19 protein-coding genes are annotated in these 24,265 nt (G+C 58.2%); 15 read left to right on the top strand and 4 right to left on the bottom strand.

Annotated elements, in window-relative coordinates; genetic code table 11:
* Window positions 1-40 precede the first annotated feature (40 nt).
* Window positions 41-916, bottom strand: coding sequence for a LysR family transcriptional regulator AmpR (gene ampR / locus EM595_RS19605; protein ID WP_067436868.1), 876 nt, complete (start codon window positions 914-916; stop codon window positions 41-43).
* 106 nt (window positions 917-1,022) lie between these two features.
* Here ampR and ampC point away from each other — a divergent pair, with 106 nt between their 5' ends.
* From ampC to EM595_RS19620, 3 genes are all read left to right on the top strand, one after another.
* The gene (gene ampC, locus EM595_RS19610; protein ID WP_067436871.1) at window positions 1,023-2,162 is read left to right on the top strand and encodes a class C beta-lactamase; all 1,140 of its coding nucleotides are present in this window, start codon (window positions 1,023-1,025) and stop codon (window positions 2,160-2,162) included.
* A gap of 197 nt (window positions 2,163-2,359) precedes the next feature.
* Window positions 2,360-3,103: an SDR family oxidoreductase gene (locus EM595_RS19615; RefSeq protein WP_067436874.1), complete on the top strand. Its 744-nt coding sequence runs from the start codon at window positions 2,360-2,362 to the stop codon at window positions 3,101-3,103.
* Window positions 3,104-3,174: 71 nt separating this feature from the next.
* Window positions 3,175-3,609 (top strand): prolyl endopeptidase, encoded by a 435-nt coding sequence (locus EM595_RS19620; protein ID WP_067436877.1) that lies wholly within the window; start codon window positions 3,175-3,177, stop codon window positions 3,607-3,609.
* Here the strand turns inward: EM595_RS19620 and EM595_RS19625 are convergent.
* Entirely contained in the window at window positions 3,566-4,273 is a 708-nt protein-coding gene (locus tag EM595_RS19625) for a haloacid dehalogenase type II (RefSeq protein WP_067437053.1), read from the bottom strand. The two genes, EM595_RS19620 and EM595_RS19625, sit on opposite strands and share 44 nt — an antisense overlap.
* A 97-nt stretch (window positions 4,274-4,370) precedes the next feature.
* Between EM595_RS19625 and EM595_RS19630 the strand changes: the two genes are divergently transcribed.
* Together EM595_RS19630 and EM595_RS19635 are read left to right on the top strand one after the other, a co-directional pair.
* Window positions 4,371-5,087, top strand: coding sequence for a 2-phosphosulfolactate phosphatase (locus EM595_RS19630; protein WP_067436880.1), 717 nt, complete (start codon window positions 4,371-4,373; stop codon window positions 5,085-5,087).
* 104 nt (window positions 5,088-5,191) lie between these two features.
* Window positions 5,192-6,781: a methyl-accepting chemotaxis protein gene (locus EM595_RS19635; RefSeq protein ID WP_067436883.1), complete on the top strand. Its 1,590-nt coding sequence runs from the start codon at window positions 5,192-5,194 to the stop codon at window positions 6,779-6,781.
* A 36-nt stretch (window positions 6,782-6,817) separates the two neighbouring features.
* On the opposite strand, the gene EM595_RS19640 is transcribed toward EM595_RS19635, so the two are convergent.
* Window positions 6,818-8,026: an MFS transporter gene (locus tag EM595_RS19640; protein WP_067436885.1), complete on the bottom strand. Its 1,209-nt coding sequence runs from the start codon at window positions 8,024-8,026 to the stop codon at window positions 6,818-6,820.
* Between the two features lie 186 nt (window positions 8,027-8,212).
* Window positions 8,213-9,415, bottom strand: a complete 1,203-nt coding sequence (locus EM595_RS19645) for an MFS transporter (protein WP_067436888.1) — start codon at window positions 9,413-9,415, stop codon at window positions 8,213-8,215.
* 137 nt (window positions 9,416-9,552) lie between these two features.
* Between EM595_RS19645 and EM595_RS19650 the strand changes: the two genes are divergently transcribed.
* From EM595_RS19650 to EM595_RS19695, 10 genes are all read left to right on the top strand, one after another.
* Window positions 9,553-11,295 (top strand): IucA/IucC family protein, encoded by a 1,743-nt coding sequence (locus EM595_RS19650; RefSeq protein ID WP_067436892.1) that lies wholly within the window; start codon window positions 9,553-9,555, stop codon window positions 11,293-11,295.
* Window positions 11,295-12,242: a GNAT family N-acetyltransferase gene (locus tag EM595_RS19655; RefSeq protein ID WP_067436895.1), complete on the top strand. Its 948-nt coding sequence runs from the start codon at window positions 11,295-11,297 to the stop codon at window positions 12,240-12,242. The genes EM595_RS19650 and EM595_RS19655 overlap by 1 nt, the downstream gene beginning before the upstream one ends.
* Entirely contained in the window at window positions 12,239-13,984 is a 1,746-nt protein-coding gene (iucC, locus tag EM595_RS19660) for an IucA/IucC family protein (RefSeq protein ID WP_067436898.1), read from the top strand. The genes EM595_RS19655 and iucC overlap by 4 nt, the downstream gene beginning before the upstream one ends.
* On the top strand, window positions 13,981-15,303 hold the full coding sequence (locus EM595_RS19665; protein ID WP_067436900.1) for a lysine N(6)-hydroxylase/L-ornithine N(5)-oxygenase family protein: 1,323 nt from the start codon (window positions 13,981-13,983) through the stop codon (window positions 15,301-15,303). Before iucC ends, EM595_RS19665 begins: the two co-directional genes overlap by 4 nt.
* Before the next feature lie 25 nt (window positions 15,304-15,328).
* Window positions 15,329-17,521 (top strand): TonB-dependent siderophore receptor, encoded by a 2,193-nt coding sequence (locus EM595_RS19670; RefSeq protein ID WP_067436903.1) that lies wholly within the window; start codon window positions 15,329-15,331, stop codon window positions 17,519-17,521.
* Window positions 17,522-17,777: 256 nt separating this feature from the next.
* Window positions 17,778-18,731, top strand: a complete 954-nt coding sequence (locus EM595_RS19675; RefSeq protein ID WP_067436906.1) for a PfkB family carbohydrate kinase — start codon at window positions 17,778-17,780, stop codon at window positions 18,729-18,731.
* A gap of 87 nt (window positions 18,732-18,818) precedes the next feature.
* Complete coding sequence (locus EM595_RS19680) at window positions 18,819-20,399, top strand: carbohydrate porin (protein WP_067437056.1); 1,581 nt, start codon at window positions 18,819-18,821, stop codon at window positions 20,397-20,399.
* Window positions 20,400-20,432: 33 nt separating this feature from the next.
* A complete protein-coding gene (locus EM595_RS19685; RefSeq protein WP_067436909.1) occupies window positions 20,433-21,806 on the top strand; it encodes a sucrose-specific PTS transporter subunit IIBC in 1,374 nt (457 codons plus the stop codon).
* Entirely contained in the window at window positions 21,803-23,209 is a 1,407-nt protein-coding gene (locus tag EM595_RS19690) for a sucrose-6-phosphate hydrolase (protein ID WP_067436912.1), read from the top strand. The genes EM595_RS19685 and EM595_RS19690 overlap by 4 nt, the downstream gene beginning before the upstream one ends.
* A gap of 29 nt (window positions 23,210-23,238) precedes the next feature.
* The gene (locus EM595_RS19695; RefSeq protein ID WP_067436915.1) at window positions 23,239-24,252 is read left to right on the top strand and encodes a LacI family DNA-binding transcriptional regulator; all 1,014 of its coding nucleotides are present in this window, start codon (window positions 23,239-23,241) and stop codon (window positions 24,250-24,252) included.
* Window positions 24,253-24,265: the final 13 nt, after the last annotated feature.

Consider the following 24,265-nt stretch of genomic DNA (forward strand, 5'->3'; position numbering starts at 1 on the left):
TAGCCTGCTGTCCTGTCAACAACACTGCTGAAAAGGCGCGTTACCCGCCGAACTGCTCGGCGATCCAGCCAGAAAAAAGCGTCATAGCATGGCTGGTTGTCCGCGAATGCAAACGGGTCAGCCAGTAGCCGCCAAGATCGATCTCCGCGGCAAAAGGCCGAACCAGCATTTTGTTTTGCAGCTGACGCTCAAAAATCTTCACCGGCGCCAGCGCGATGCCTGCGCCTAACATCGCCGCTTCAATCATGGTCAGCGAAGAGTCAAAAATCATCACGGGGTGCGAAGGCGAAGGCGGGCGCTGCTCCAGACTTTGTAGCCACAGGCTCCATTCATCCCGCCGGAATGAGCGCAGCAGGGTGTATTTTACGACGTCAGCGGGGTGGCGTAATTCCCGCGCCAGATCGGTATGGCAGAGCGGTGAAAAGGGCGCTGGGCAAATAAATTGCGCCTCGGTGCCGTGCCAGCCGCCTGCGCCAAAACGCACCGTGAAATCATGACCTTCAGCAGCAGGATCAACGCGGTTATTGTGGGTGGAGAGTTGCAATTCGATGTGCGGATAGCGGCGGTTGAAGTCATGCAGGCGCGGTAATAATAAACCGGTGGCAAAGCTGCCGACCGCCCCTACCTTGATTTTTTCACGCAGCTTGCCGGTTGAAAAGTTATCCAGCGTCTCGGCGATGTGATCAAACGTATGGTTCAACACTGGCAGCAGGCTTTCACCTTCAGTGGTCAGCGCCAGTCCACGCGAAATTCGAATAAACAACGAGCAGCCTAAGCGCTGCTCCAGCGCCTTGACCTGTTGACTGACCGCTGCATGGGTGACGTTGAGTTCAATCGCGGCATTAGTAAAACTTAGATGACGCGCGGCTGCTTCAAACGCGCGCAGGGCATTGAGCGGAATATAGGGGCGAACCATCGTATAGCCTGTAAGAAAAACTTATAACAGACAATAAAATTAACAGTTTGAAGCAGATTGTTAAAGCAGCCAGAATCGCCGTCAATGTTCAATCGGGAAGAAAAAAATGAAAGTGATTTCTCAGGTGTTAGCCACAACCGCGCTGATCGCAGCGTGTTCATTAAGCCAGGCCGCAACCACCGATATCAACGCGATCGTCAGCCCACCGATCACGCGTCTGATGGCACAGCAGGATATTCCCGGCATGGCCGTGGCGGTATATGTTAAAGGCCAGTCTTATTACTACGTCTGGGGCATGGCGGATAAAGCACAACGTCGCCCGGTCACCACGGATACGCTGTTTGAGCTGGGATCGGTGAGCAAGACCTTTACCGGCGTGCTGGGAGGCGTTGCCGTGGCAAAGGGCGAGATCGCGCTTAACGATCGGGCGAGCAAATATTGGCAACGGCTTGCTCTGCCGCACTGGCAACATATCACGCTGCTGCAACTGGCGACTTACACCGCGGGCGGCTTGCCTTTACAGGTTCCTGATAACGTCACCAGTGAGGCGCAGCTGGCTCTCTTCTACCAACAGTGGCAACCACAATGGGCCCCTGGTGAGAAACGGCTGTATGCCAACAGCAGCATTGGCCTGTTCGGCCTGCTGGCGGTAAAACCCAGCGGCATGACGTTTGAGAAAGCCATGCAACAGCGTGTTTTTACCCCGTTGAACTTAAAAAACACTTTTATTAATGTGCCGCAAAATAAACAGGATGTTTACGCCTGGGGCTACCGCGATGGCAAAGCCGTTCACGTATCGCCCGGCATGCTGGATGCCGAAGCCTATGGCGTGAAGTCGACCATTAAAGACATGGCGCGCTGGATGCAGGCCAATATGAATCCGCAACAGGTAACCGATCCCACACTGCAGCAGGCCATAAAGCTTGCTCAGACGCGCTTTTATCGCACTGACGCGCTATATCAGGGCCTGGGATGGGAAATGCTCAACTGGCCTGAGCAATCATCCATTATCGCGACGGGCGCTGACAGTAACGTTGCTCTCGCGCCGCAGCAGCTCGTAAAAATCGATGCGGTGACACCACACCAGGCAACCTGGGTGCACAAAACCGGGGCAACCGGCGGATTCGGGGCTTATGTCGCTTTTATCCCGCAAAAGCAGGTAGGTATTGTCATCCTGGCCAATAAAAACTATCCCAATCCTGAGCGGGTGAAAGCCGCAATGGAAATCCTGAGTCAACTTCAGTGAGTTGCGCAGCCCGCCTTTTATGACGTGGTGCAACAGGGCAGATAGCATTGAACAATGCCATTTGCCCTGTTCAACGTTCGGTAAGGCGGCGTAAAACGTCGATCCCTGAACGTTACGTTTTCACCACGCATTGCCCTCGCGCTTTTTTCCCACGCCGGATTACACTTATTCCTTTCCGTTATCAACAGGATCAATCTATGCAGACAGCGTTAGTTACCGGTGCATCAAGAGGAATCGGCAGAGCCACCGCGCTGCAACTCGCGCGTGAAGGCTGGTTTGTGCTGGTGCATTATCACGTGAACGCGGCAAAGGCGGAAGCGGTGCTGGCTGAGTTGCAGTGCGCGGGCGGCAGCGGGCAGGTGGTGCAGGCCGATCTCAGCGATGAGCATCAAATCATGGCGCTGTTCGCCGTGATTGATGCGTTGCCGCTGCGGTTAGGCGCGGTGGTGAACAACGCGGGCACGCTGTATCAGCAGACCACGGTTGAGCATCTTACCGTAGAACGTATCAACCAGGTTTTTGCCCTCAACGTGACCGCGCCTTTTGTCATCTGTCGCGAAGCGGTAAAGCGCATGGCGAAGAAATATGGCGGCGAAGGCGGGGCGATTGTGAATGTCTCTTCGGCGGCCTCGCGTCTTGGCGCGCCGGGCGAATATGTCGATTATGCCGCCTCAAAAGGTGCGCTGGATTCGCTGACCATTGGCCTGTCAAAAGAGGTGGCCTCGCAGGGCATTCGCGTGAATGCGGTGCGTCCCGGATTGATTCATACCGACATTCACGCCCAGGGCGGCGAACCCAATCGCATTGCTCGCGTGCAGCATGCGCTGCCGCTGCAGCGTGGCGGTCAACCGGAAGAAGTGGCGGCCGCCATCGCCTGGCTTATCAGCGACAACGCCTCCTACTGCAGCGGCAGCTTTATCGATCTTGCCGGTGGGCTGTAACGTAGCACCGGGCAACAATTTACTGCACCGTCGTCGTGATAGCTTTGGGTTTTCAACACGGCGACAACACCATGCTTTTTTTAACCCTGCGCGTTGCGCGTCCGGTCACTTCTCTGGTGCAGAGCAGCACGCTCTATTGCCGTGGGTTGGGGCTTGAACAGCTGGGCGCCTTTACCGATCATGATGGCTTCAGCGGTATCATGCTGGGCCAGCGTGATCTGCCCTGGCATCTCGAATTTACCCAGTGCGATGCGCATCCATTGCGGCCAACACCCACGCAGGAAGATATGCTGGTGCTGTATCTGCCTGACGAAGAAGCCTGGCTCACCACCTGCGAAAATATGCTTGCCGCCGGATTTTGCCGTCTGCCCGCCGTTAATCCGTACTGGGACCGTAACGGGCAGACCTTCTGCGATCATGATGGCTACCGGACGGTTATTCAGCGTCAGTCGTGGCCATCCCTCACAGACGGCCAGAAAAATCATTCAGCGGATACGCGGCGATGAGTTTATCGCTGAGCGCATGCAGATCCTCACAGACATAATGGGGCTGCGGTCCGGCTGCCAGCGTGGCGTTACCCTGACGCAAAATCATCGCTGCATGCCAGCCCGCCGCGCGGGCGCCGATGATATCCCAGGTATGGCACGCCACCAGGCAAAGTTCCGCGCCCTGAAGAGTGAGCGCCTGTTCCACCTGCCGATAGGTTTGCTCCGCGGGCTTGCAGGCGGGCGGCACGGCATCTTCAATGCTGAACAGGCGTTCAAAACAGGCGCGTAGGCCCGTTTTTTCCAGCTGGGCGGTCTGCGCGTCGGTGCTGTTATTGGTCAGCGTAAACAGCCGAAAACCGTGCTGTTGCAGGCGTTGTAAAGCCGCCAGCGCATCGGCATGCGGCGGCAGCGTGCGCATCAGCGTCGTAAACTGCTGACGTTGCTCATCATTCAGCGTCAGGTTTGCCAGCGTTGCCTGCATATCCAGCACCGCTACGCCCAACTCGCCGAACGGCGTAAATTGCCCGGTCAGCGCGAGCGACTGTGAATAGAGGATGGTCTGCGCAAACCACTCGCGCATGGCGGCATCCCGACCAAAGGTGCTGCGGAAAAAAGGGCTCAGGTGTTCCAAATCCAGCAGCGTTTCATTGACGTCAAACACCAGAACGGGGCGCGTAGCCATATAAACCTCGTTATCATGATTTTTCAGCCTTTGATCGTAGAACAGACTGCGCCGCTTGCGCGGAGGAATCGCAATTCGCTTTTCTGAAGGAGAAAAAATGACCTGGTACACGCAAGACGGTTTTAAGGTACGGCTCGAATGGGGAATACATGCGCTGGAGGCGCTTCATGAAACCATCGACTGCGCGATTGTGGTGGATGCGATCTCCTTTTCCACCTGCGTCAGTCTGGCGGTAGAGAGAGGCGCGATGATCTATCCGTGGCCGTGGAAAGATGAATCTGCGCAACACTATGCTGCGTCGCTGGGGGCCGAGGCTGCCAGCTTAGAGCGGCGCTTTAGCGGTCAGGGTCGATCGCTGTCGCCCTGTTCCCTTGCGGATCTCCCTACGGGCAGTCGGCTTGTACTGCCTTCGCCGAATGGATCGGCCATCGCCTTTCGCGCCGCTGAGCTGGGCGTCACCACATGGAGCGGTTGCTTTCGTAACCGCACGGCCACCGCGCGTGCCTGTGCCGACGCTTCGCGCATTCTGGTGATCCCCTGCGGTGAAAAATGGCCGGATGGCTCATTGCGTCCGGCGGCAGAAGATTACCTTGCCGCAGGCAGTATCATTGCCGCGTTGGGAGGCAATATGTCGCCAGAGGCCGCAGCGGCTGCGGCGGCATGGCAACAGTGTGAGATCGCCACGCTGTACGAGTGCGCCTCAGCGCGTGAGCTCAGCGCACGGGGTTTTGCCGATGACGTGGCGCTGTGTCTGGCCGTTGATGCCAGCAACCTTGGCTGTAGGCTGCAACAGGGATACTTTATCGCGGGATAATCGGCAATTATGTCGCCATCGGTCATAAAGTCCCGGCTTCATCATGTCGATAACGATCGTACCGGGCTTTTCCGGTGCATTGTTGTTATCACCACGGAAAAAATATGAAGCTTAATCATTTTACGATAGGGCAAAGACTGAGTGTTATGGCCGCGATCCTGCTGCTGGCAACAATGTTTGTCGGTTTGCGCGGCATTACGCTCAATGCTGAAGCACTACAAAAAAATAATGACATCATGGCCAGCGAAACGCGCGTCGCGCAGAGTATCGATACCGCGCGTAATGCGCAGGTGCAGTTTAAAATTCAGGTGCAGGAGTGGAAAAATACCTTGCTGCGTGGCACGCAGGGTGCCGAGACCTTCGAGAAATACAAAGCGGCTTTTCTGACGCAGAGCGATAAAACCGCCGCGTTGTTGAATCAACTGCTGCTGCTGCAACCGGCGCTGGGCATGGATACCGCACAGGTTAAGCAGACGCTGAAGCTGCATGCTGAGCTGCAACAAAAATACCTCGCCGCGCTGCAAAGCTACGACATTCATAACCTTGCCAGCGCTCAGCTGGTCGATCGTCAGGTCAGCGGCATCGATCGCGAACCCACCAAAATGATCGATGACGTGGTTCATCATACGCTGGCGCACGCTGAGAAGCTCAACCAGCAGCTGGCGGCGCAAAATCTCGCGCAGTTTGCATCCACGCGCATGACGTTATGGATCGCCATGGCGGCTATTTTACTTTCCGGTGTGCTGATCACCGTTTGGCTGATCCGCAGCATTACCCATCCCCTGCGCGAAGCGGTCAACATTGCACGCACCGTGGCATCGGGCGATCTGCAAACCGTGATCCGCCCAAGCGGACGTGACGAAACCGCCGAGTTGATGACCGCGCTGCGTGAAATGAACAGCAGCCTGACTTCAATTGTCTCTGGCGTGCGCAGCGGCACGGAAACCATCGCCTCGGCATCGATTCAGATCGCGCAGGGCAGTCAGGAACTCTCATCGCGTAATGAAGCGCAGGCGGGCGCGCTGGAAGAGACCGCCGCGTCAATGGAAGAGCTGACGTCGGTGGTGAAAAACAATGCGCAGAACGCGCGTCACGCCAGCGATATCGCGCAGGATGCCCGTTCTATTGCCGGTAAAGGCGGTAATGTGGTGGAAAAAGTGGTGCATACCATGAGCGAAATCCACCAGTTCTCCAACGAGATTAATCAGATCATCACCGTCATCGACGGCATCGCCTTCCAGACCAATATTCTGGCGCTGAATGCCGCGGTTGAAGCCGCACGGGCCGGTAGCGAAGGACGCGGATTTGCCGTGGTGGCAGCGGAAGTACGGGCGCTGGCGCAGCGATCGGCTAAAGCCGCGCAGGATGTGCGTATTCTGATCGACCGCTCCGTCAATTCCATTGGCCAGGGCAACGAACTGGTACAGGGTGCGGGCACCACCATGGAGGAGATCATTCTGCGTATTCGCCAGGTGAGCGAGCTCATTGAAAACGTCTCGGCGGCGAGCAACGAGCAGAGCGTTGGCATCGATCAGGTTAATCTGGCGGTGACGCACATGGATGCCGCCACGCAGCAAAACGCCGCGCTGTCTCAGCAATCCACCGCGGCGGCACAGGCGTTGCAGGCACAGGCTGAAACGCTGCTGGCCAGCGTCAGTGTATTTAAACTCAACCCGGCGCTGGCACAGCCGTAAGCCACGAAACGGCCGCGGCGTCGTCACGCCGCGGCCTTATTCTGGCTGGTGGATCGCTTCCTGATGGCCGCGTCCCGCCAGCGACCAGAGCAGTAGCGCCGCCAGGGCAATCACCCCCAGCACGGCGAACGCCACGCTGTAAGAATAGCGAGTGGCAATAGCGCCGGTTAATGCCGGACTAAAGGCAGCACCCGCGCCCATCATAAACATCACCACGCTCTGCCCGGCATTAACGTGCCCGGTGCCGCGCAGCAGTTTCACCACGTAGCCAGGCACCGCCACGCCTAAAATTCCGGCGGCAACGCCGTCGAGCACCTGCACTGGAATCACCGATATCGGTTCAGAAAACCACGCGGCCAGTGCCGCTCGCACCGGCAGGACCAACAGCGCGATCATAATCAATCCGCGATAGCCGACCTTTTCGGCGCGTGCCGAGGTAAACAGCGCCACCGGGATCATCACGCATTGCGAAATCACTACCGTCGCGGCGGCGTACAAACCAGGGTTAATGGCGTCAGAACCGGAAGCGGTGACGCGCATGCTCAGCATTGGCAGCAGCGCGGCATTCGCCAGATGAAACAGCAGCAGCGTCAGGCCGGTGACGGCCAGCACCGGGTTTTTCGCCAGAATCGACAGGCGCGGCACCGCCTGCTCTTTTGCACCACTTTCCAGCCCGCGAGCCGCGTGGTGATCGATATCCTGCTCACGAATCGCCGAGACTGCCAGTGCGGCCAGCACCGCCATGCCGGTCATTAAAATAAAGATTGAACCGGTTCCCCAGTACCAGCTTGCCGCACCCGCCAGCAGCGCGGCGGTCATGTTGCCGCCGTGGTTAAAGGCTTCGTTTCGCCCCATCTGCCGATTGAAACCGGACTGACCGGCAACCCCCAGCGTGATGCCCGCCACTGCCGGCCCAATAAAGGCGGCGGAGATGCCGGTAACCACCTGCGACAGGCCTGCTGCCCACGCCTGATGGTTAAACCATAGCAGCAGCGTGGCGGCGGTGATGAGCACGCAGCCAGCGATAATCAGCAGCCGCTTACGCAGCGTGGCGTCCACCACGATGCCCGCCGGAATGGTCACCAGCAGCCCGGCGATGCCGCCCGCGCTCATCACTAAACCGATATCATCCGCTTGCCACTGGTGCTGGGTAAGAAAAATCCCAAGAAAAGGGCCTAATCCGTCGCGAACGTCGGCTAAAAAGAAACTCATCAGGCAAATAGCCTGTAGTGAGCGTAACGGCATAATCGGCTCCCCGGTGAGGTGAATGTCTGCAACAGCGCGGATGCGCTGCCGTCTGGTTTGTTTCAATCATTGCAGAAAAACCAACATGTTGAATGGCGTTAAAGTAACGAATTGAAACTACAGCGGCGCAGGGCAGAAAAGCGCAGCCGCCAGGCAGGCGGCTGAAGGGGGGCAATCAGGCGGTAATTAGGACGTGGCTGGCCCGCGCAGCTGAATAAACAGCGTGGTCAGCAGAAAACCCAGAGATAACATCAGCGCGCTGGCAATCAAGCTATCTTCGCCCGCATAGCGTGCCACCAGCGGCACCAGCAGGGCGCTGATGCCATAGCCCAGCGTATGGCCCGCCGCAATCAGCCCGGCGCCTTTGCCGGAAGAGAGCCGATCGGTTAACAGCAGTTGATAGGCGGGCGTCGCCATGGCAGTGCCAAACGAGGCGATGGCACAACCGGCGTAAAACAGCAGCAGCGAAGGCTGGCACATCACGATCATTCCGCCTGACATCACCAGCGCTGCTACCAGCAGCAGCCGGAGCGGCGACAGCTTTTGCGGGCGCACCACCAGCAGCTGTGCTAACAGCGTGCTGGCCGCCGCCACCGACAGCAGCAGCGCCACGTGATGACTGATGGCGGTGGTGCTGAGCTGAGAGATCGCGTGCAGGCGCGGCGCCAGGCCGAGTTGCATCAGGCTGACGGACGCCGCCAGCAACAGCGCGCAGCCCAGAAAAGGCAGTAGTCGCAGGCTGAAGCGCGCCGTCACTGTGCTCTGTTCTGCGCTGGCGGGAGCGGCGTGCTGCGGCAGAATCACCAGCAGCGCGCCGAGCGGTGCCAGCGCCATCAGCCAGATCGGGGCGAACGGGTTCAGTGCCAGCAGCCCAGCGGCGGCCAGTGGGCCAAGTAATCGCCCCAGGCTCAGGCCGGTGCTGATGGTCGCCAGCGCCGCCATGCGACCTTCCAGCCCGGCCCGTTGCAACGACCAGACCTGACAGGCGGGCACCATGCCCGACACCGTCACGCCGTAAATAATACGCGCCACGATCAGCAATGCGAGGCCGCTGGCTCTGGCATGCGGCAACGCCGCCAGCAGGGCAATGCCTGCGCCTAACACCACAAAACTGAGGATATAGCCGAGCAGCGCGGCCATCACGACCGGCTTGGCGCCGCGTTTTTCAATCTGCTTGCCCCACCACGGGGAAGAGGGCAGAAACAGCATGGAACCCAGCGTCAGCAAGGCAGCCCAACTGGCCAGCGAGAGATGCGTCACGGTGACCAGCACCGGCAGTGAGACCAGCAAACCGTTTTGACCAATGCCCAAAAGCCCGGCGCAAAATGCCAGCGACCAGTTCGAACGCGCTGGCTGCTCTGTTTTAAGTCGAGAAAGGAGAGTCAACATGATTTGTAAGGATTCTGTTAAGTTATTTCAGCGTTTGGTAAGCCTGGTGCAACAGAATATTGCAAATATTGTTGCCAATGTAAAACAAATGCTTATCATAACGAGAATCATTATCATCATTGGTCCTGGGTATGCTTATGAGTTCTCCATCCGAGCAGATGTCCGTTGATATCGCCGCACAATGCTTCCTTAACGCGCTGATGCGCGAAACCAACGACTGGCAGTTACGCCACGCAGCCGACGGCAGCGCAGGCTCACAGTTGGTGATCCCGCTCGACGAGCGCCGCCGCATTGAAATCGCGCTGCGCTACGTCTCACCGACGCAACATCACCACTATCATTTTCCCGCGCGGCTGTGCCGCGATGACGACAGCACCGGCCAGCCGCTGGACTTCGCTGCGCTGACCACGCTGCTGCTGGATAAGCCTGGCGTTTCTGGCGAGTTAGATTCATCGGTGATAACACGTTTTAACCAGCGCGTGCAGGAGAGCCATCGCAACACCTGGCAGGCGATTGCGGCCCGCCCTGACTGGACACGCCTGCGCGATCGTCCACTCAATTTTGGCGAGGCGGAGCAGGCGCTGTTGGCGGGACACGCATTTCATCCGGCACCTAAATCCCATGAACCGTTCAGCGATGCCGAAGCGCGCCGTTATCTGCCCGAGTTTGCTTCTGCTTTCCCGTTGCGCTGGTTTGCCATTGCCCGCGAGCAGCTGGCGGGCGAGAGCCTTAACCTGACGCTGCCGCAGCGCCTGATTCGGCTGGTGAGCGAAAGCGCGCCCGCACTGCTGACACACCTTGATGACGATACCGCATTGCTGCCGATGCATCCGTGGCAGGCAAGCCATCTGCTCAAACAGCCGTGGTGTCAACGGCTGATGGCCAGCGGCAAGCTGCGCGATCTGGGCGAGGCGGGAGAAAGCTGGTTGCCGACCAGTTCATCGCGCGCCATCTATTTTGCCCACGGCAGCGACATGCTGAAGTTTTCGCTGAGCGTTCGCCTGACCAATTCGCTGCGCACGCTGTCGGTGAAAGAGGTTAAACGCGGCATGCGGCTGGCGCGGCTGGCGACCACCCGTGAATGGCAGGGCCTGCAACTGCGCCATCCCACCCTGCGCGTGATGCAGGAAGATGGCTGGGCGGGCATCAAAGATGAGCACGGCGTGGTGCAGGAAGAGAGCCTGCTCGCCTTCCGCGTCAACCTGCTGAAAGCGCAGCCTGAGGCGCAAACCAACGTGCTGGTGTCGCTGACGCAGGCCGCACCGGACGGTGGCGATAGTCTGCTGACCGCAGCCGTGCGGCGACTGGCCAAACGATTGAGCCTGACGCCACAACAGGCGGCGCATTGCTGGTTGCAGGCCTATTGCGAACAGGTTCTGGTGCCGCTGTTCCGCATCGAAGCGGATTACGGCGTGGCGCTGCTCGCGCATCAGCAAAATATTCTGGTCGAGATGCAGCAGGATCTGCCGGTGGGCATGATCTACCGCGATTGCCAGGGCAGTGCGTTCACCGCCAGCGCACAGGCCTGGCTGGAGAAATACCACCAGGCTGACGCGGAAAATCGCTTCAGTGAGCAGCAGCTGCTGCGCTACTTCCCCTATTACCTGCTGATGAATTCAACCCTCGCGGTCACCGCCGCACTGGCCGCCGCTGGATTCGACAGCGAAGCCGCCTGCAATCAACGGGTGCGCGACGCGCTGGCCGCGCTGCGTCAGCAGGTGAACGATCGCACCTGCCTCGACTTCGTATTGGACAGCCGCTACTGGCAGTGCAAAGGCAACTTCTTCTGCTATCTGCACGATCACAACGAGAACACCATTGTCGATCCGGCGGTGATCTATTTCGATTTTGCTAATCCCCTTTATTCAGGAGTGAAATGATGTCAGCGGCTCATATTGTTCATCGCGACGGCGGCTTTTACTGCGAGAAAATCGGGCAGCCATTGACCTGTGGTTTTGGCCTTGATGGCAGCGCAACACTGTCACGCCCGGCGCAGGTGCCGAACGGCTGGCTGGTGGATGCCATCGACCAGCTGTTGGTGGCCGCACCGCAGCTCAGCGGCGTGCAGCTGCCGTGGGCGAGCTGGCAGCAGGATGCCGACGCGCAGCAGCTGTTTGCGCTGGCGCAGGGCGATTATCTGGCGCGTGAGCGTTTCTGGCAGCTGCCGCTGTGGTTGCAAGGCGAGCAGTCGGTGGCAAGCGGCGCGATGCAATATGACGATGCGCGCCAGCTGTTTTATCCGCAGCGTCCACGGCGGCCAGAGGGCGAAGTCTATCGCCGCTACGATGCGCAGTGTCGGCGCACGTTGAGCTTCCGCGTGGCGGATATCGCTGAAGACGCCGAACGCTTCACCCGCTGGATGAACTCACCCCGCGTGAATGCATTTTGGGAGATGGCCGGGCCGCAGGAAGAGCAGGAAAAACATCTGCGCGCGCAGCTCGATTCCGCCTACTGCTATCCGCTGATTGGCTGCTTTGACGATGAGCCGTTTGGCTATTTTGAAGTTTACTGGGCGGCGGAAGATCGCATTGGTCGTCACTATCGCTGGCAGCCGTTCGATCGCGGCCTGCATATGCTGGTTGGCGAGGAGAAATGGCGCGGTGCGCACTTCATACGAAGCTGGCTGCGTGGCTTAACCCACTATCTTTTCCTCAATGAACCGCGCACCGAACGCGTGGTGGCTGAGCCGCGCTATGACAATCAGCGCCTGTTCCGTCATCTGCCGCTGGCCGGTTACCAGACGCTGAAAGAGTTCGATTTCCCGCACAAACGTTCCCGGTTGGTGATGAGTACCCGCCAACGTTTTTTCAGCGAGGTGGGACTATGAAGCTGGCGCTGTGGCAGCGGGTTAACCGCGAAATGGTCGCTAAAATCCTCGCCGAGCTGGAATATGAGCGGGCATTAACGGCAAGCGAAACGGCAGCGGGCGAATGGGCGATCGCCGTGCAGGATGAGACCTGGCACTTTGCCGCCACGCGCGGCATCTGGGGCTGGTTGCATATCGATCCCACCACGCTTTCCACCCGCAGCGGCGCGGAAGTAGAGGCGGAGCGCACCCTGCGCCAGCTGGCGGAACTGCTGAAGATGAGCGATGCGCAAACGGCTGAACATCTGGAAGATCTCTACGCCACGCTGCGCGGCGATATGCAGTTGCTGGAAGCGCGCGAACAGCTGGATGCCCGTGCGCTGATTGCGCTGGACCCGGATGAGTTGCAGTGTTTGCTCAGCGGCCATCCGAAATTCATCTTTAATAAAGGCCGTCGCGGCTGGGGCGTGGATGCACTGCGCGCGTATGCGCCGGAATATCGCGGCCGTTTTCGCCTGCACTGGATTGCGGTGCGCCGCGATCTGCTGGTCTGGAGCAGCGATGATGCCTGCGATCTCGATGAGCTGCTGAGCAGCGCCATGAATCACAACGAACGCCAGCGTTTTCAGCAGCACTGGACGGCGTGCCAGCTGAACGATAACTGGCTGCCGGTGCCGCTGCATCCGTGGCAGTGGCAGCAAAAAATCGCGCTGCATTTCCTGCCGCAGCTGGCGCGTGGCGAAATGGTTGAGTTGGGCGAATTTGGCGATGACTATCTCGCACAGCAGTCGTTACGTACGCTGACCAACGTCAGTCGCGTGGTGCCGTATGACATCAAGCTGCCGCTGACCATCTACAACACCTCCTGCTATCGCGGCATTCCGGGCAGATATATCGCCGCCGGTCCGCTGGCCTCGCGCTGGCTGCAGCAGCAGTTTGCCGCTGACGCCACGCTGCGTGCCACCGGCGCGCATATTCTTGGTGAGCCCGCTGCCGGTTATCTTTCCCACGACGGTTACGCCGCGCTGCCCGGCGCGCCGTATCGCTATCAGGAGATGCTGGGTGTGATCTGGCGCGAAAATCCCTCCTGCTATCTGCAAGCGGGCGAGCAGGCGGTGTTAATGGCTGCGCTGATGGAAACCGATAATGCCGGATGGCCGCTGATTGACGCCTGGATCGCTGAGTCCGGTTTGTCCGCCGAGGCGTGGCTCAGCCAGCTGTTTAGCGCAGTAGTGATTCCGTTTTACCACCTGATGTGCCGCTACGGCGTGGCGCTGATCGCCCACGGCCAAAACGTCACTCTGATCATGAAAGATCACATTCCGCAGCGCATTTTACTCAAGGATTTTCAGGGCGATATGCGCCTGGTCGATCAGGATTTCCCGCAGGCCGCGTCGCTGCCGCCTGAGGTGAAAGCCGTTACCGCGCGCCTGAGCGCGGATTACCTGATTCACGATCTGCAAACCGGCCATTTTGTTACCGTGCTGCGCTTTATCTCGCGGCTGACCCAGCGCTGCGGCGTCAGTGAAACGCGCTTTTATCAGCTGCTGGCCAGCGTCATTGACGATTACATGGCACAGCATCCTGAGCTGGCCGCGCGCTTTGCGCTGTTCGATCTGTTTAAACCGCAAATCATTCGCGTGGTGCTTAATCCGGTCAAACTCACCTTTTCTGAGCAGGATGGCGGCAGCCGTATGTTGCCGAACTACTTAACCGATCTGGATAATCCCCTCTATCTCGTTACCCGGGAGTCAGTAGCATGAAGACTTACGATTTTATCGGCATTGGCATTGGTCCTTTCAACCTCAGCGTTGCCGCGCTGGCTGAAAACATCGAAGGCTTCAGCTCGCTGTTCCTCGAACGCAAGCCGCATTTCGCCTGGCATCCGGGCATGATGGTGCCCGATTGCTATATGCAAACCAGCTTCCTGAAGGATCTGGTCAGCGCGGTTGATCCCACTAACCGCTACAGCTTCGTTAACTATCTGGTCAAGCGGAAAAAGTTTTACCGCTTTTTGACCACCGAGCAGCGTACCGTGTCACGCGAGGAGTTCGCTGACTATCTGTGCTGGGCCGCCGACGGCCTGAGCAACCTCGCCTTTGGTCAGGCGGTGGAGCAGGTGACCTTTGATGACGACGCCAAACTGTTTGATGTGAAAACCTCGCAGGGCCATTACCGCGCGCGCCACGTTTGTCTCGGCATTGGCAAGCAAATCAATCTTCCGCCCTGCGTTACCGAACGCAGCGACCGTTGCTTCCACGCCAGCGAAATGATGCTGCGTACGCCAGCGCTGGGCGGCAAGCGCGTCACTATCGTGGGCGGCGGCCAGAGCGGCGCAGACCTGTTCCTGAATATTTTTCGCGGTGAATGGGGCCAGCCAACCTCATTGAACTGGGTGTCGCGTCGCAATAACTACAACGCGCTGGATGAAGCGGCGTTCGCTAACGAATATTTCACGCCGGAATACCTCGAAAGCTTCTCCTCGCTGGATGAGAAAGTGCGTCATCGCCTGCTGAATGAGCAGCGCATGACCTCTGACGGCATCACGCAGGAATCGCTTCTGGCAATTTACCGTGCGATGTATCACAAATTTGAAGTGTTGCGCGAAAAACCCTGGGCGCATTTGTTACCCTCCCGCTCCGTTACGGCAGTGACGCCGGTGGGCGATGCGCAACGGTTGACGCTGCAACACTGTCTGGATGATGGCGAAGAGCAACTCGATGCCGACGTGGTGATTTTTGCCACTGGTTATCAGGCGGCACGCCCGGCGTTTTTGGCGCCGGTGGCGCACCGTCTGCATGTTGATGACGATGAAGGTTTCCAGGTGAACACTGACTTCACGCTGAACTGGGACGGCCCGCAGCAGAACAGCCTGTTTGCCGTTAACGCCGGTATGCACAGCCTGGGCATCGCTGAACCGCAGCTGAGCCTGATGGCGTGGCGCGCAGCGCGCATCCTCAATCGCGCGCACAGCAGCGAGCCTTTTGAGTTAGCCACCACGCCAGGCGTGATCCAGTGGCGCAGCCAGCCCGATGCCGCCAGTCATGAACGTTCCGCTTTAACACAAACGATGCAGTTTTAAGAACCATACTGGGAAAATAATCATAATGAAGCGTCCACATCTTTGGGTTTTAAATCCTTGTTTACTGGCCATTCTGGCGGGGAGCGGCTGGAGTGCCGCCGCCGCGCAGAGCGATGAGCTGGTGGTCTCGGCCAGCCGCTCGCACCGCAGCGTGGCCGATATGGCGCAAACCACCTGGGTGCTTGAGCAGGCAGATATTGAGCAGCAGGTGCAGGGTGGCAAAGAGCTGAAAGAAGTGCTGGCTCAGCTGATTCCGGGCATGGACGTCAGCAGCCAGGGCCGTACCAACTACGGCATGAACATGCGTGGACGCTCAATGATGGTGATGGTGGACGGCGTACGGCTGAACTCCTCGCGCAGCGACAGCCGTCAGCTGGACGCCATCGATCCCTTTAATATTGAACGCATCGAAGTAATTTCCGGCGCCACCTCGCTGTACGGCGGTGGCAGCACCGGTGGCCTGATCAATATCGTCACCAAAAAAGGCCAGTCAGAGAAGCAGGTTGAGTTTCAGACCGGCGCCAAAAGTGGCTTCAACAGCCATAACGATCACGATGAGAGCGTGGCAGCCGCGGTCAGCGGCGGCACCGATAAAGCCTCTGGTCGCGTGTCGGCCTCATACCAGCGCTACGGCGGCTGGTATGACGGCAAAGGCAACGAGTCGATCATTGATAACACGCAAACCGGCCTGCAATATTCCGATCGTATTGATCTGATGGGCACCGGCACGCTGAATATCGATGATAATCAGCAGCTTCAGCTGACTACCCAGTATTACAAAAGCGAATCAGACGGCAAACACGGGCTTTATCTCGGCGAGAACTTTTCTGCCGTGACCGGCTCGGGCGATGCCTACAACTCGGCCAATCTGAACTCCGATCGTCTGCCGGGTACCGAACGTCATCTGATTAACCTGCAATATTCCAACACCGATTTTCTCGGTCAGGATCTGGTGGCACAGGTTTACTATCGCGATGAAAGCCTGACCTTTTATCCGTTCCCGACTCTTAGCGCCGGGCGCGTTAGCAGCATCGGCGCATCGCAGCAGAAAACCGATTTTTACGGCGGCAAGCTGACCTTAAACAGCAAGCCGGTGGACGATCTGACGCTGACCTACGGTGTCGATGCCGATCATGAGAGCTTTGACGCTAATCAGCAGTTTTTCGATCTGCGTAAAGCGTCGCAGAGCGGCGGCATGGAGCTGGATAACGCCTATAACGTTGGCCGCTATCCGGGCTACAGCATCACCAACCTGGCGCCGTTCCTGCAGAGCAGCTATGACATCGATGCCATTACGCTGAGCGGTGGCGTGCGCTATCAGTACACGGAAAACAAGGTCGATGACTTTGTGGGTTATACGCAGCAGCAGGCGATCGCCAATGGCCGCGCAACCTCCGCCGACGCCGTACCGGGCGGCAGCACCGACTACAAAAACCTGCTGTTTAACGCCGGTATTCTGGGCCGTCTGACCGAGCGCCAGCAACTGTGGTTTAACTTCTCGCAGGGCTTTGAAATCCCGGACCTGGCGAAGTATTACGGCTCGGGTAACTACCAGCTCAGCAACGGCAACTATCGCCTGCTGAACAGCGTTAACGTGAACGACTCAAAGCTCGACGGCATCAAAGTTGATGCCTATGAGCTGGGCTGGCGCTACCTCGGTGATAATCTGCACACCCAGCTGGCGGCTTATTACTCGCTGTCTGACAAAACCATCAATATTAATAAAAGCGACATGACCATCAATCTTGACGATGACAAACGCCGCATTTACGGGATTGAAGGCCAGGTCGATTACTTCTTTAACGACAGCGAATGGAGCACCGGCAGCAACTTCAACGTGATCAAGTCGGAGACGCAGCTGGATGGCAAATGGGAAAAACTCACCGTCGACAGCGCCAGCCCGTCAAAAGTCAGCGCATGGGTTAACTGGGCACCGGGTGACTGGGCGCTGCGTCTGCAGAGCACACAAACCTTTGACGTGTCCGATGCCGACGGCAAAAAAATCAACGGCTACAACACCGTCGATTTCCTCGGCAGCTACGCCTTGCCGGTCGGTAAGGTTAGCTTCAGCGTGGAAAATCTGCTGGATAAGGATTACACCACGGTGTGGGGACAGCGCGCGCCGGGCCTTTACAGCCCAACCTACGGCGACGCCGGCCTGTACACCTATAAAGGCCGCGGACGCACCTTTGGCATGAACTACTCCGTCGTATTCTGATACTGACAACCTGCAGCGGGCCGCGCCTGAAAGGGAGCGTGCCCGCTTTTTTTATGCTGCAGGCTCACTGCTTTTCACGCTGCACCGCGCGTTGCGGCCTCCTCGCGTGCCTTCCTCTGCGCGCGCTGCCAGACAAAATTTTCCCTTTCGGTAACGTCTGAAGTGCCGTTGGCATCACGTTACGCAACATCCCACTTGTGAATGGTAGCTAAAACGGTTTAGCTTATGGTTATAACTTGTTATTGGATAATCAATCATGAAAAAAATATGGGTGTTGGGTGATGCCGTAATCGATCTGCTGCCGGAAGGCGAAATGACCCTGCGGCAGTGTCCTGGCGGTGCGCCTGCCAACGTGGCGGTCGGCGTGGCGCGCCTGGGCGGCAACAGCGGCTTTATCGGCTGCGTGGGCAGCGATCCTTTTGGCGTCAGCCTGCGCGACGTGCTGAACCACGAAGGGGTGGATACCCGTCAGCTCTTTTTGCTGCCGGATCAGCGCACCTCCACCGTTCTGGTGGGCCTCGATCAGCAGGGCGAACGCAGCTTTACTTTTATGGTGCGTCCCAGCGCCGACCTGTTTGTCACTGCTGAACATTTGCCGCACTTTGCCAGCGGTGAAATCCTGCATTACTGCTCGATAGCGCTGTCGGCGGAGCCGTCGCGCAGCACGGTGCTCAACGCCGTGGAGCAGATACACGCCGCGGGCGGCTGGGTCAGCTTCGACCCCAATATTCGTGAAGATATGTGGCACGACCGGGCGGAAATGTTGGCGACCATTGCAGACGCGCTGGCCAGTGCCGACGTGATCAAGCTGTCGCTGGAAGAGCTGTGGTTGCTTAGCGATCATGAGGATACCGACACCGCGCTGGGTCGGTTTACCGAACGTTTTCAACCCAGGCTGCTGCTGATTACGCAGGGCAAAGCGGGCGTTACGCTATGGCAGCAGGGCGAGCGTCGTGATTTTCAGGCGCCGGAAGTGCAACCGGTGGATACCACCGGCGCGGGCGACGCCTTTGTTGCCGGCTTACTGGCGGGCATCACTCTTAGTGAGCACAATCTTGACCAGCGCCTGCCAGACGCGGTGATCGCGCTGGCGCAGCACTGCGGTGCATTAGCCACCACCGCCAAGGGAGCAATGACCGCACTGCCGAAACGCGAGGCGCTTGAGCACAAAATTGTTATGCCGCTCACAAATACGACGTCATCCTGGTAAATCTGATTGCTCATTCACAGTGGGTTTCCATATTCTCTTTGCAAAACCGGTTTAGCAAAACGGAAACCCCTGTGGAGAATGATGATAGTGATAAGAAAAACCCTGCTTGCTCTGGCGATTACCGCCTCTGTGTTACCGCAAACCGTTTTAGCGGATGCCAACCTCTCGGAAATTGAAAAACGTCTTGCTCAGCTCGAATCACGCCTGCAAAAGGCGGAGAACCGCGCCAGCAATGCAGAACATCGTGCCGACCTTGCGGAACAGCGCGTTGCTGCGCTGGCCGCTTCAGCACAAACAACCGCGTCTGCTGCCGCTGCGCCTGCCGCTTCGACATCCGGCGCACCCGCATCTGCCCCTGCCGCACGGCCAGCCAGCATCGAGGCGGCACCTGCCGCCCAGACCGCCAAACTCGGCGACGAGAAGAAAATCAGTGATGGTTTTGAATTTCATGGTTATGCGCGTTCCGGCGTGATCATGAATGATTCGGCAGCCGGTACTAAAAGCGGTCCGTACCTGACGCCAGCGGGCGAGACCGGCGGCGCCATTGGCCGTTTGGGCAACGAAAACAACACCTACGTTGAGTTAAACCTCGAGCAGAAAACGCGGCTGGGTAACGGCGCCACCACGCGCTTCAAGGTGATGCTGGCTGACGGACAGCAGAGCTACAACGACTGGACAGCCGATACCAGCGATCTGAATATCCGTCAGGCGTTTGTGGAACTCGGCAGCCTGCCAACCTTCAGCGGCGCGTTTAAAGACACCACGCTGTGGGCCGGTAAACGTTTTGATCGCGACAACTTTGATATTCACTGGCTCGATTCTGACGTGGTGTTTCTGGCCGGTACCGGCGGCGGCATTTATGACGTGAAGTGGGCAGACAATGTCAAAAGTAACTTCTCGCTCTATGGCCGTAATTTTGGTGATATCGAGACCATCGATAACAATGTTCAGAACTACATCGTCACGGCTAACACCTTTAGCGGTCCGTTCCAGTTCATGCTGAGCGGCCTGCGCGCCAAAGATAACGACGAGCGTATCAACAGCAGCGTGCGCAGCGACAATGCCGGTGACAAGGGCGTGCATACCATGGTCGCCTGGCACGGCGACAGTTTCTATGGCCTGGCTGAAGGCAGCGCGAAAACGGCGTTGTTGTACGGGCATGGTCTGGGCGCGGAAGTGAAGGGCGTCGGCTCCGATGGCAACCTCACCGATCAGGCGGACACCTGGCGTCTGGCGACCTACGGCATCACCGCATTAGGCAACAACTGGCATCTGGCACCGGCGGTGCTGGCGCAGCAGAGCAAAGATCGCTACATCAAAGGTGACGACTATCGCTGGGTCACGGTGAACGCGCGCGTCCTGCAGGAGATCAACGAAAACTTCATGCTCGCCTACGAGGGCAGCTATCAGTACATGAACCTGAAGCCGATGGGCTTCAAGGATCGGCAGGATGTCAGCGGCGGTTTCTACAAGCTGACCTTTGCGCCAACGTTTAAGGTGGCGGACATGGGGAATTTCCTCAGTCGGCCAGAGATTCGCATTTTTGCCAGCTGGATGGACTGGGATCACGATCTTGACCGCTATGCCAGCGATGATGCGTTTGGTTCAAGCGGCTTTGTGGCCGGCGGGGAATGGAACTTTGGTGTCCAGATGGAAACCTGGTTCTGACGTCACGTTTGAGAAATTGATTAAGGGAAAGCTATGGATGTGAATAATATTGCCCGACAGCTGTTACCGCTGTTAGGGGGAAAAGAGAACATCGCCTCGGCGGCACACTGCGCCACGCGCCTGCGTCTGGTGCTGCATGATGATGCACTGGCGGACAAAAAAGCCATCGGCGAACTGGAAGGCGTTAAAGGCTGCTTCCAGAATGCCGGGCAGATGCAGGTGATTTTCGGCACCGGCCTGGTGAACAAAGTGCATGCGGCATTTATTCAGCAGGCGGGCGTCAGCGAAGCGTCAAAAGGTGAAGCGGCCAGCGCGGCGGCGCAAAAGCTGAATCCGGCGCAGCGCGTGGCGCGGCTGCTCTCCAACATTTTTGTGCCGATCATTCCCGCCATTGTCGCCTCCGGCGTGTTGATGGGCCTGCTGGGCATGTTCAAAACCTACGGCTGGGTCGATCCGAAAAGCGCAATTTTCGTGCTGCTGGATATGTTTAGCTCGGCGGCGTTTATTATTCTGCCTATTTTAATCGGCTTTACCGCGGCGAAAGAGTTTGGCGGCAACCCCTATCTGGGCGCGACGCTGGGCGGCATCCTGACCCATCCGGCGTTAACCAACGCCTGGGGCGTGGCGGGCGGCTATCAGACCATGAACCTGTTTGGGCTGGATATCGCGATGATCGGCTATCAGGGCACGGTATTTCCGGTGCTGCTGACCGTCTGGTTTATGAGCTGGCTGGAAAAACGGCTGCGCACCTTTATTCCCGATGCGCTGGATATCATCCTGACGCCGTTCCTTACCGTGATCATCTCTGCGTTTGTGGCGATGCTGGTGATCGGTCCGGCCGGACGCGCGCTGGGCGACGGCATCTCCTTTGTGCTGAGCACGCTGATTGTTCATGCGGGCTGGCTGGCGGGACTGCTGTTTGGCGGCCTCTATTCGGTGATTGTGATTTCCGGCGTGCACCACAGCTTTCATGCCATTGAAGCGGGCCTGCTCGGCAATCCGAAAATTGGCGTTAACTTCCTGCTGCCGATCTGGTCAATGGCCAATACCGCGCAGGCGGGCGCCTGTCTGGCGGTATGGTTTAAAACGCGCGATGTTAAAATTCGCAGCGTGGTGCTGCCGTCGGCGTTATCCGGCATGCTGGGCATCACCGAAGCGGCGATTTTCGGCGTGAACCTGCGCTTCATGAAGCCATTTATTGCCGGTATTATCGGCGGCGCAGCAGGGGGCGCCTGGGTAGTGATCATGCACGTTAACATGACCGCGGTCGGCTTGACGGCGCTGCCTGGTATGGCAATTGTGCAGTCGGGATCGCTGCTGCACTACGTCACCGGCATGGTGATCGCCTTCGGTGTGGGCTTTACACTGTCGCTGCTGCTGAAATACCGCGTTGAGGAAAAAGCATGAGTGAACACGCACTGCTGAAAAAGGCGCTGCTTAACGCCACGCGCAGCATGACCCAGGCTAAAAACGATGGTTATCGACCAGGCTGGCACCTGTCGCCGCTGGTTGGCCTGCTGAACGATCCCAACGGTTTTATTCAGTTCGCCGGTCAATATCATTTGTTCTATCAGTGGAATCCATTAGCCTGCGCGCACGGCGCAAAATGGTGGGGCCACTGGCGTTCCGACGATCTGGTGAACTGGCAAAACGAGCCGGTAGCGCTGCTGCCGGGTGACGTTTACGACAGTCACGGCTGCTATTCCGGCTCGGCGGTGGATGACAACGGCACGCTTAGCCTGCTCTACACCGGCAACGTTAAGTTTGCGCAGGGCCGCACCGCCTGGCAGTGCCTGGCAACGGTGGATGACGCTGGTGAAGTGACCAAAGCAGGCCCGGTCATCGGCCTGCCCGAAGGCTACACCGGGCACGTACGCGATCCGAAAGTGTGGCGTCACGGCGAGCACTGGTACATGGTGCTCGGCGCGCAAAACCTGCAGCAGCAGGGCAAAGTGCTGCTTTATCGCGGCGACACCTTGCAGCAGTGGACGCTGCTGGGAGAAATCGCCGGCAGCCATCTTAACGGCCTCGGTGAATTTGGCTATATGTGGGAGTGCCCGGATCTGTTTGCGCTGGGCGAACAGGATGTGCTGATGTTTTGCCCGCAGGGCCTGCCTGCTCAGGCGCAGCGCTGGCTGAATACGCATCAAAGTGGTTATGTCACCGGTCAGCTCAACTACAGCAAGGCTGCCTATCAACACGGCGATTTCCACGAGCTGGATCTCGGCTTTGAATTTTACGCGCCGCAGACCACGCTGGGCGACGACGGCCGCCGTCTGCTGTTCGGCTGGGTGGGCATGCCCGACGAAAACGAGTTTTACGATCCCACGCGCGAGCAGGGCTGGATGCATATCATGAGCTGTCCGCGTGAGCTGCGGCTGGTTGAGGGCCGCCTTTATCAGCAGCCGGTTGACGAGCTGAAATCGCTACGTGGCGCGCATCAGCGGTTAGAAGAGCGTGCCGATAGCCTGGCAATCACCGACGTTGCGCAGGCGGAACTGGTGATTAGCGCAGAGGGCAGCTGGCAGGCCGATTTTGGCGGCGCGATGCTGCTGATCTGTGACGAGAGCGGGCTGCGCCTGCGCCGACAAAACCGTCGCACCGGCGAGACAGAAACGCGTTACTGGAGCGGACAGGTCAGACAGTTGCAGATTCTTTGCGACCGTTCGAGCCTGGAGATTTTTGTGAATGATGGCGAAGCAACGCTGACCAGCCGCTATTTTCCCGCTGAAGGGCACACATTACGCTGGCAGGGTAGTGGCGAGCTGCGCGTAGATCACTGGCAACTGCAGTCGATCATGCTAGTATAAGTACCTGTCTGCTATCAGGTTACTTGCCCGTGGATAAACCAAAACGCGTCACCATCAATGATGTCGCCCAAATGGCGGGCGTCTCTAAATCGACCGCCAGTATCGTGCTGAGTGGACGAGGAAAAGAGCTTCGTGTGTCTGAATCGACGCAGGAGCGGGTCATGAAGGTGGCGCGCATGGCAAATTACCAGCCCAGCGTGCACGCCCGCGCGCTGAGTTCCAGCCGCACCGATACCATCGGTTTAGTGGTGCCGGAAATGACCAACCACGGCTTTGCCACCTTCTCCCATGCGCTGGAAACCCTGTGCCGCGATGCCGGGCTTCAGCTGCTGATCGCCTGCACCGATGAAAATACCAGCCAGGAAACGCTGGCGGTCAACAACCTGATCCAGCGTCAGGTTGATGGCCTGATCGTCGCCTCCAGCATGCTCAACGACGCCGATTATCAACGCATCAGCAAACAGGTGCCGGTGGTGCTGTTTGACCGTCATTTTAATGATTCGTCACTGCCGCTGGTGATCACCGATTCCATCGAGCCCACCGCCCGGCTGATCGCGGAAATTGCCGCTGACGGTCTTGAGGAAATTTACTTTCTTGGTGGTCAGCCGCGCATCTCGCCGACGCGTGATCGGCTCACCGGTTTTCACCTTGGCCTGGAAAGGGCAGGCATCAGTGCCAAACCGGAATGGATTATTCACGGCCATTACACTGCCAGCTCCGGCTATGAGATGTTCGCAGAACTGGTAATGCGCCTTGGCCGCCTGCCGCAGGCGATCTTCTGCGCCGCCTGTGGCTTACAGGAAGGCGTGCTGCGCTACCTGACGCAGCACGGCCATCTCGGTGCCGAAATTCGTCTGAGCAGTTTTGACGATCACTATCTTTATGATGCCCTGACGCTGCGCATCGACTCCATCGTGCAGGATAATCGCCAGCTGGCGTGGAACTGCTTTGAAATTATCGGGGATTTAATTGAAGGCAAAACGGTAAGCCAGCCGGTGCGCCATCTTTCTGCCAACATTAAACGGCGCACGCAGCACGGCTGAGCGGTTGCCGCCC

Origin of the sequence: Duffyella gerundensis (assembly GCF_001517405.1) — a bacterium.
Lineage (GTDB): Bacteria > Pseudomonadota > Gammaproteobacteria > Enterobacterales > Enterobacteriaceae > Duffyella > Duffyella gerundensis.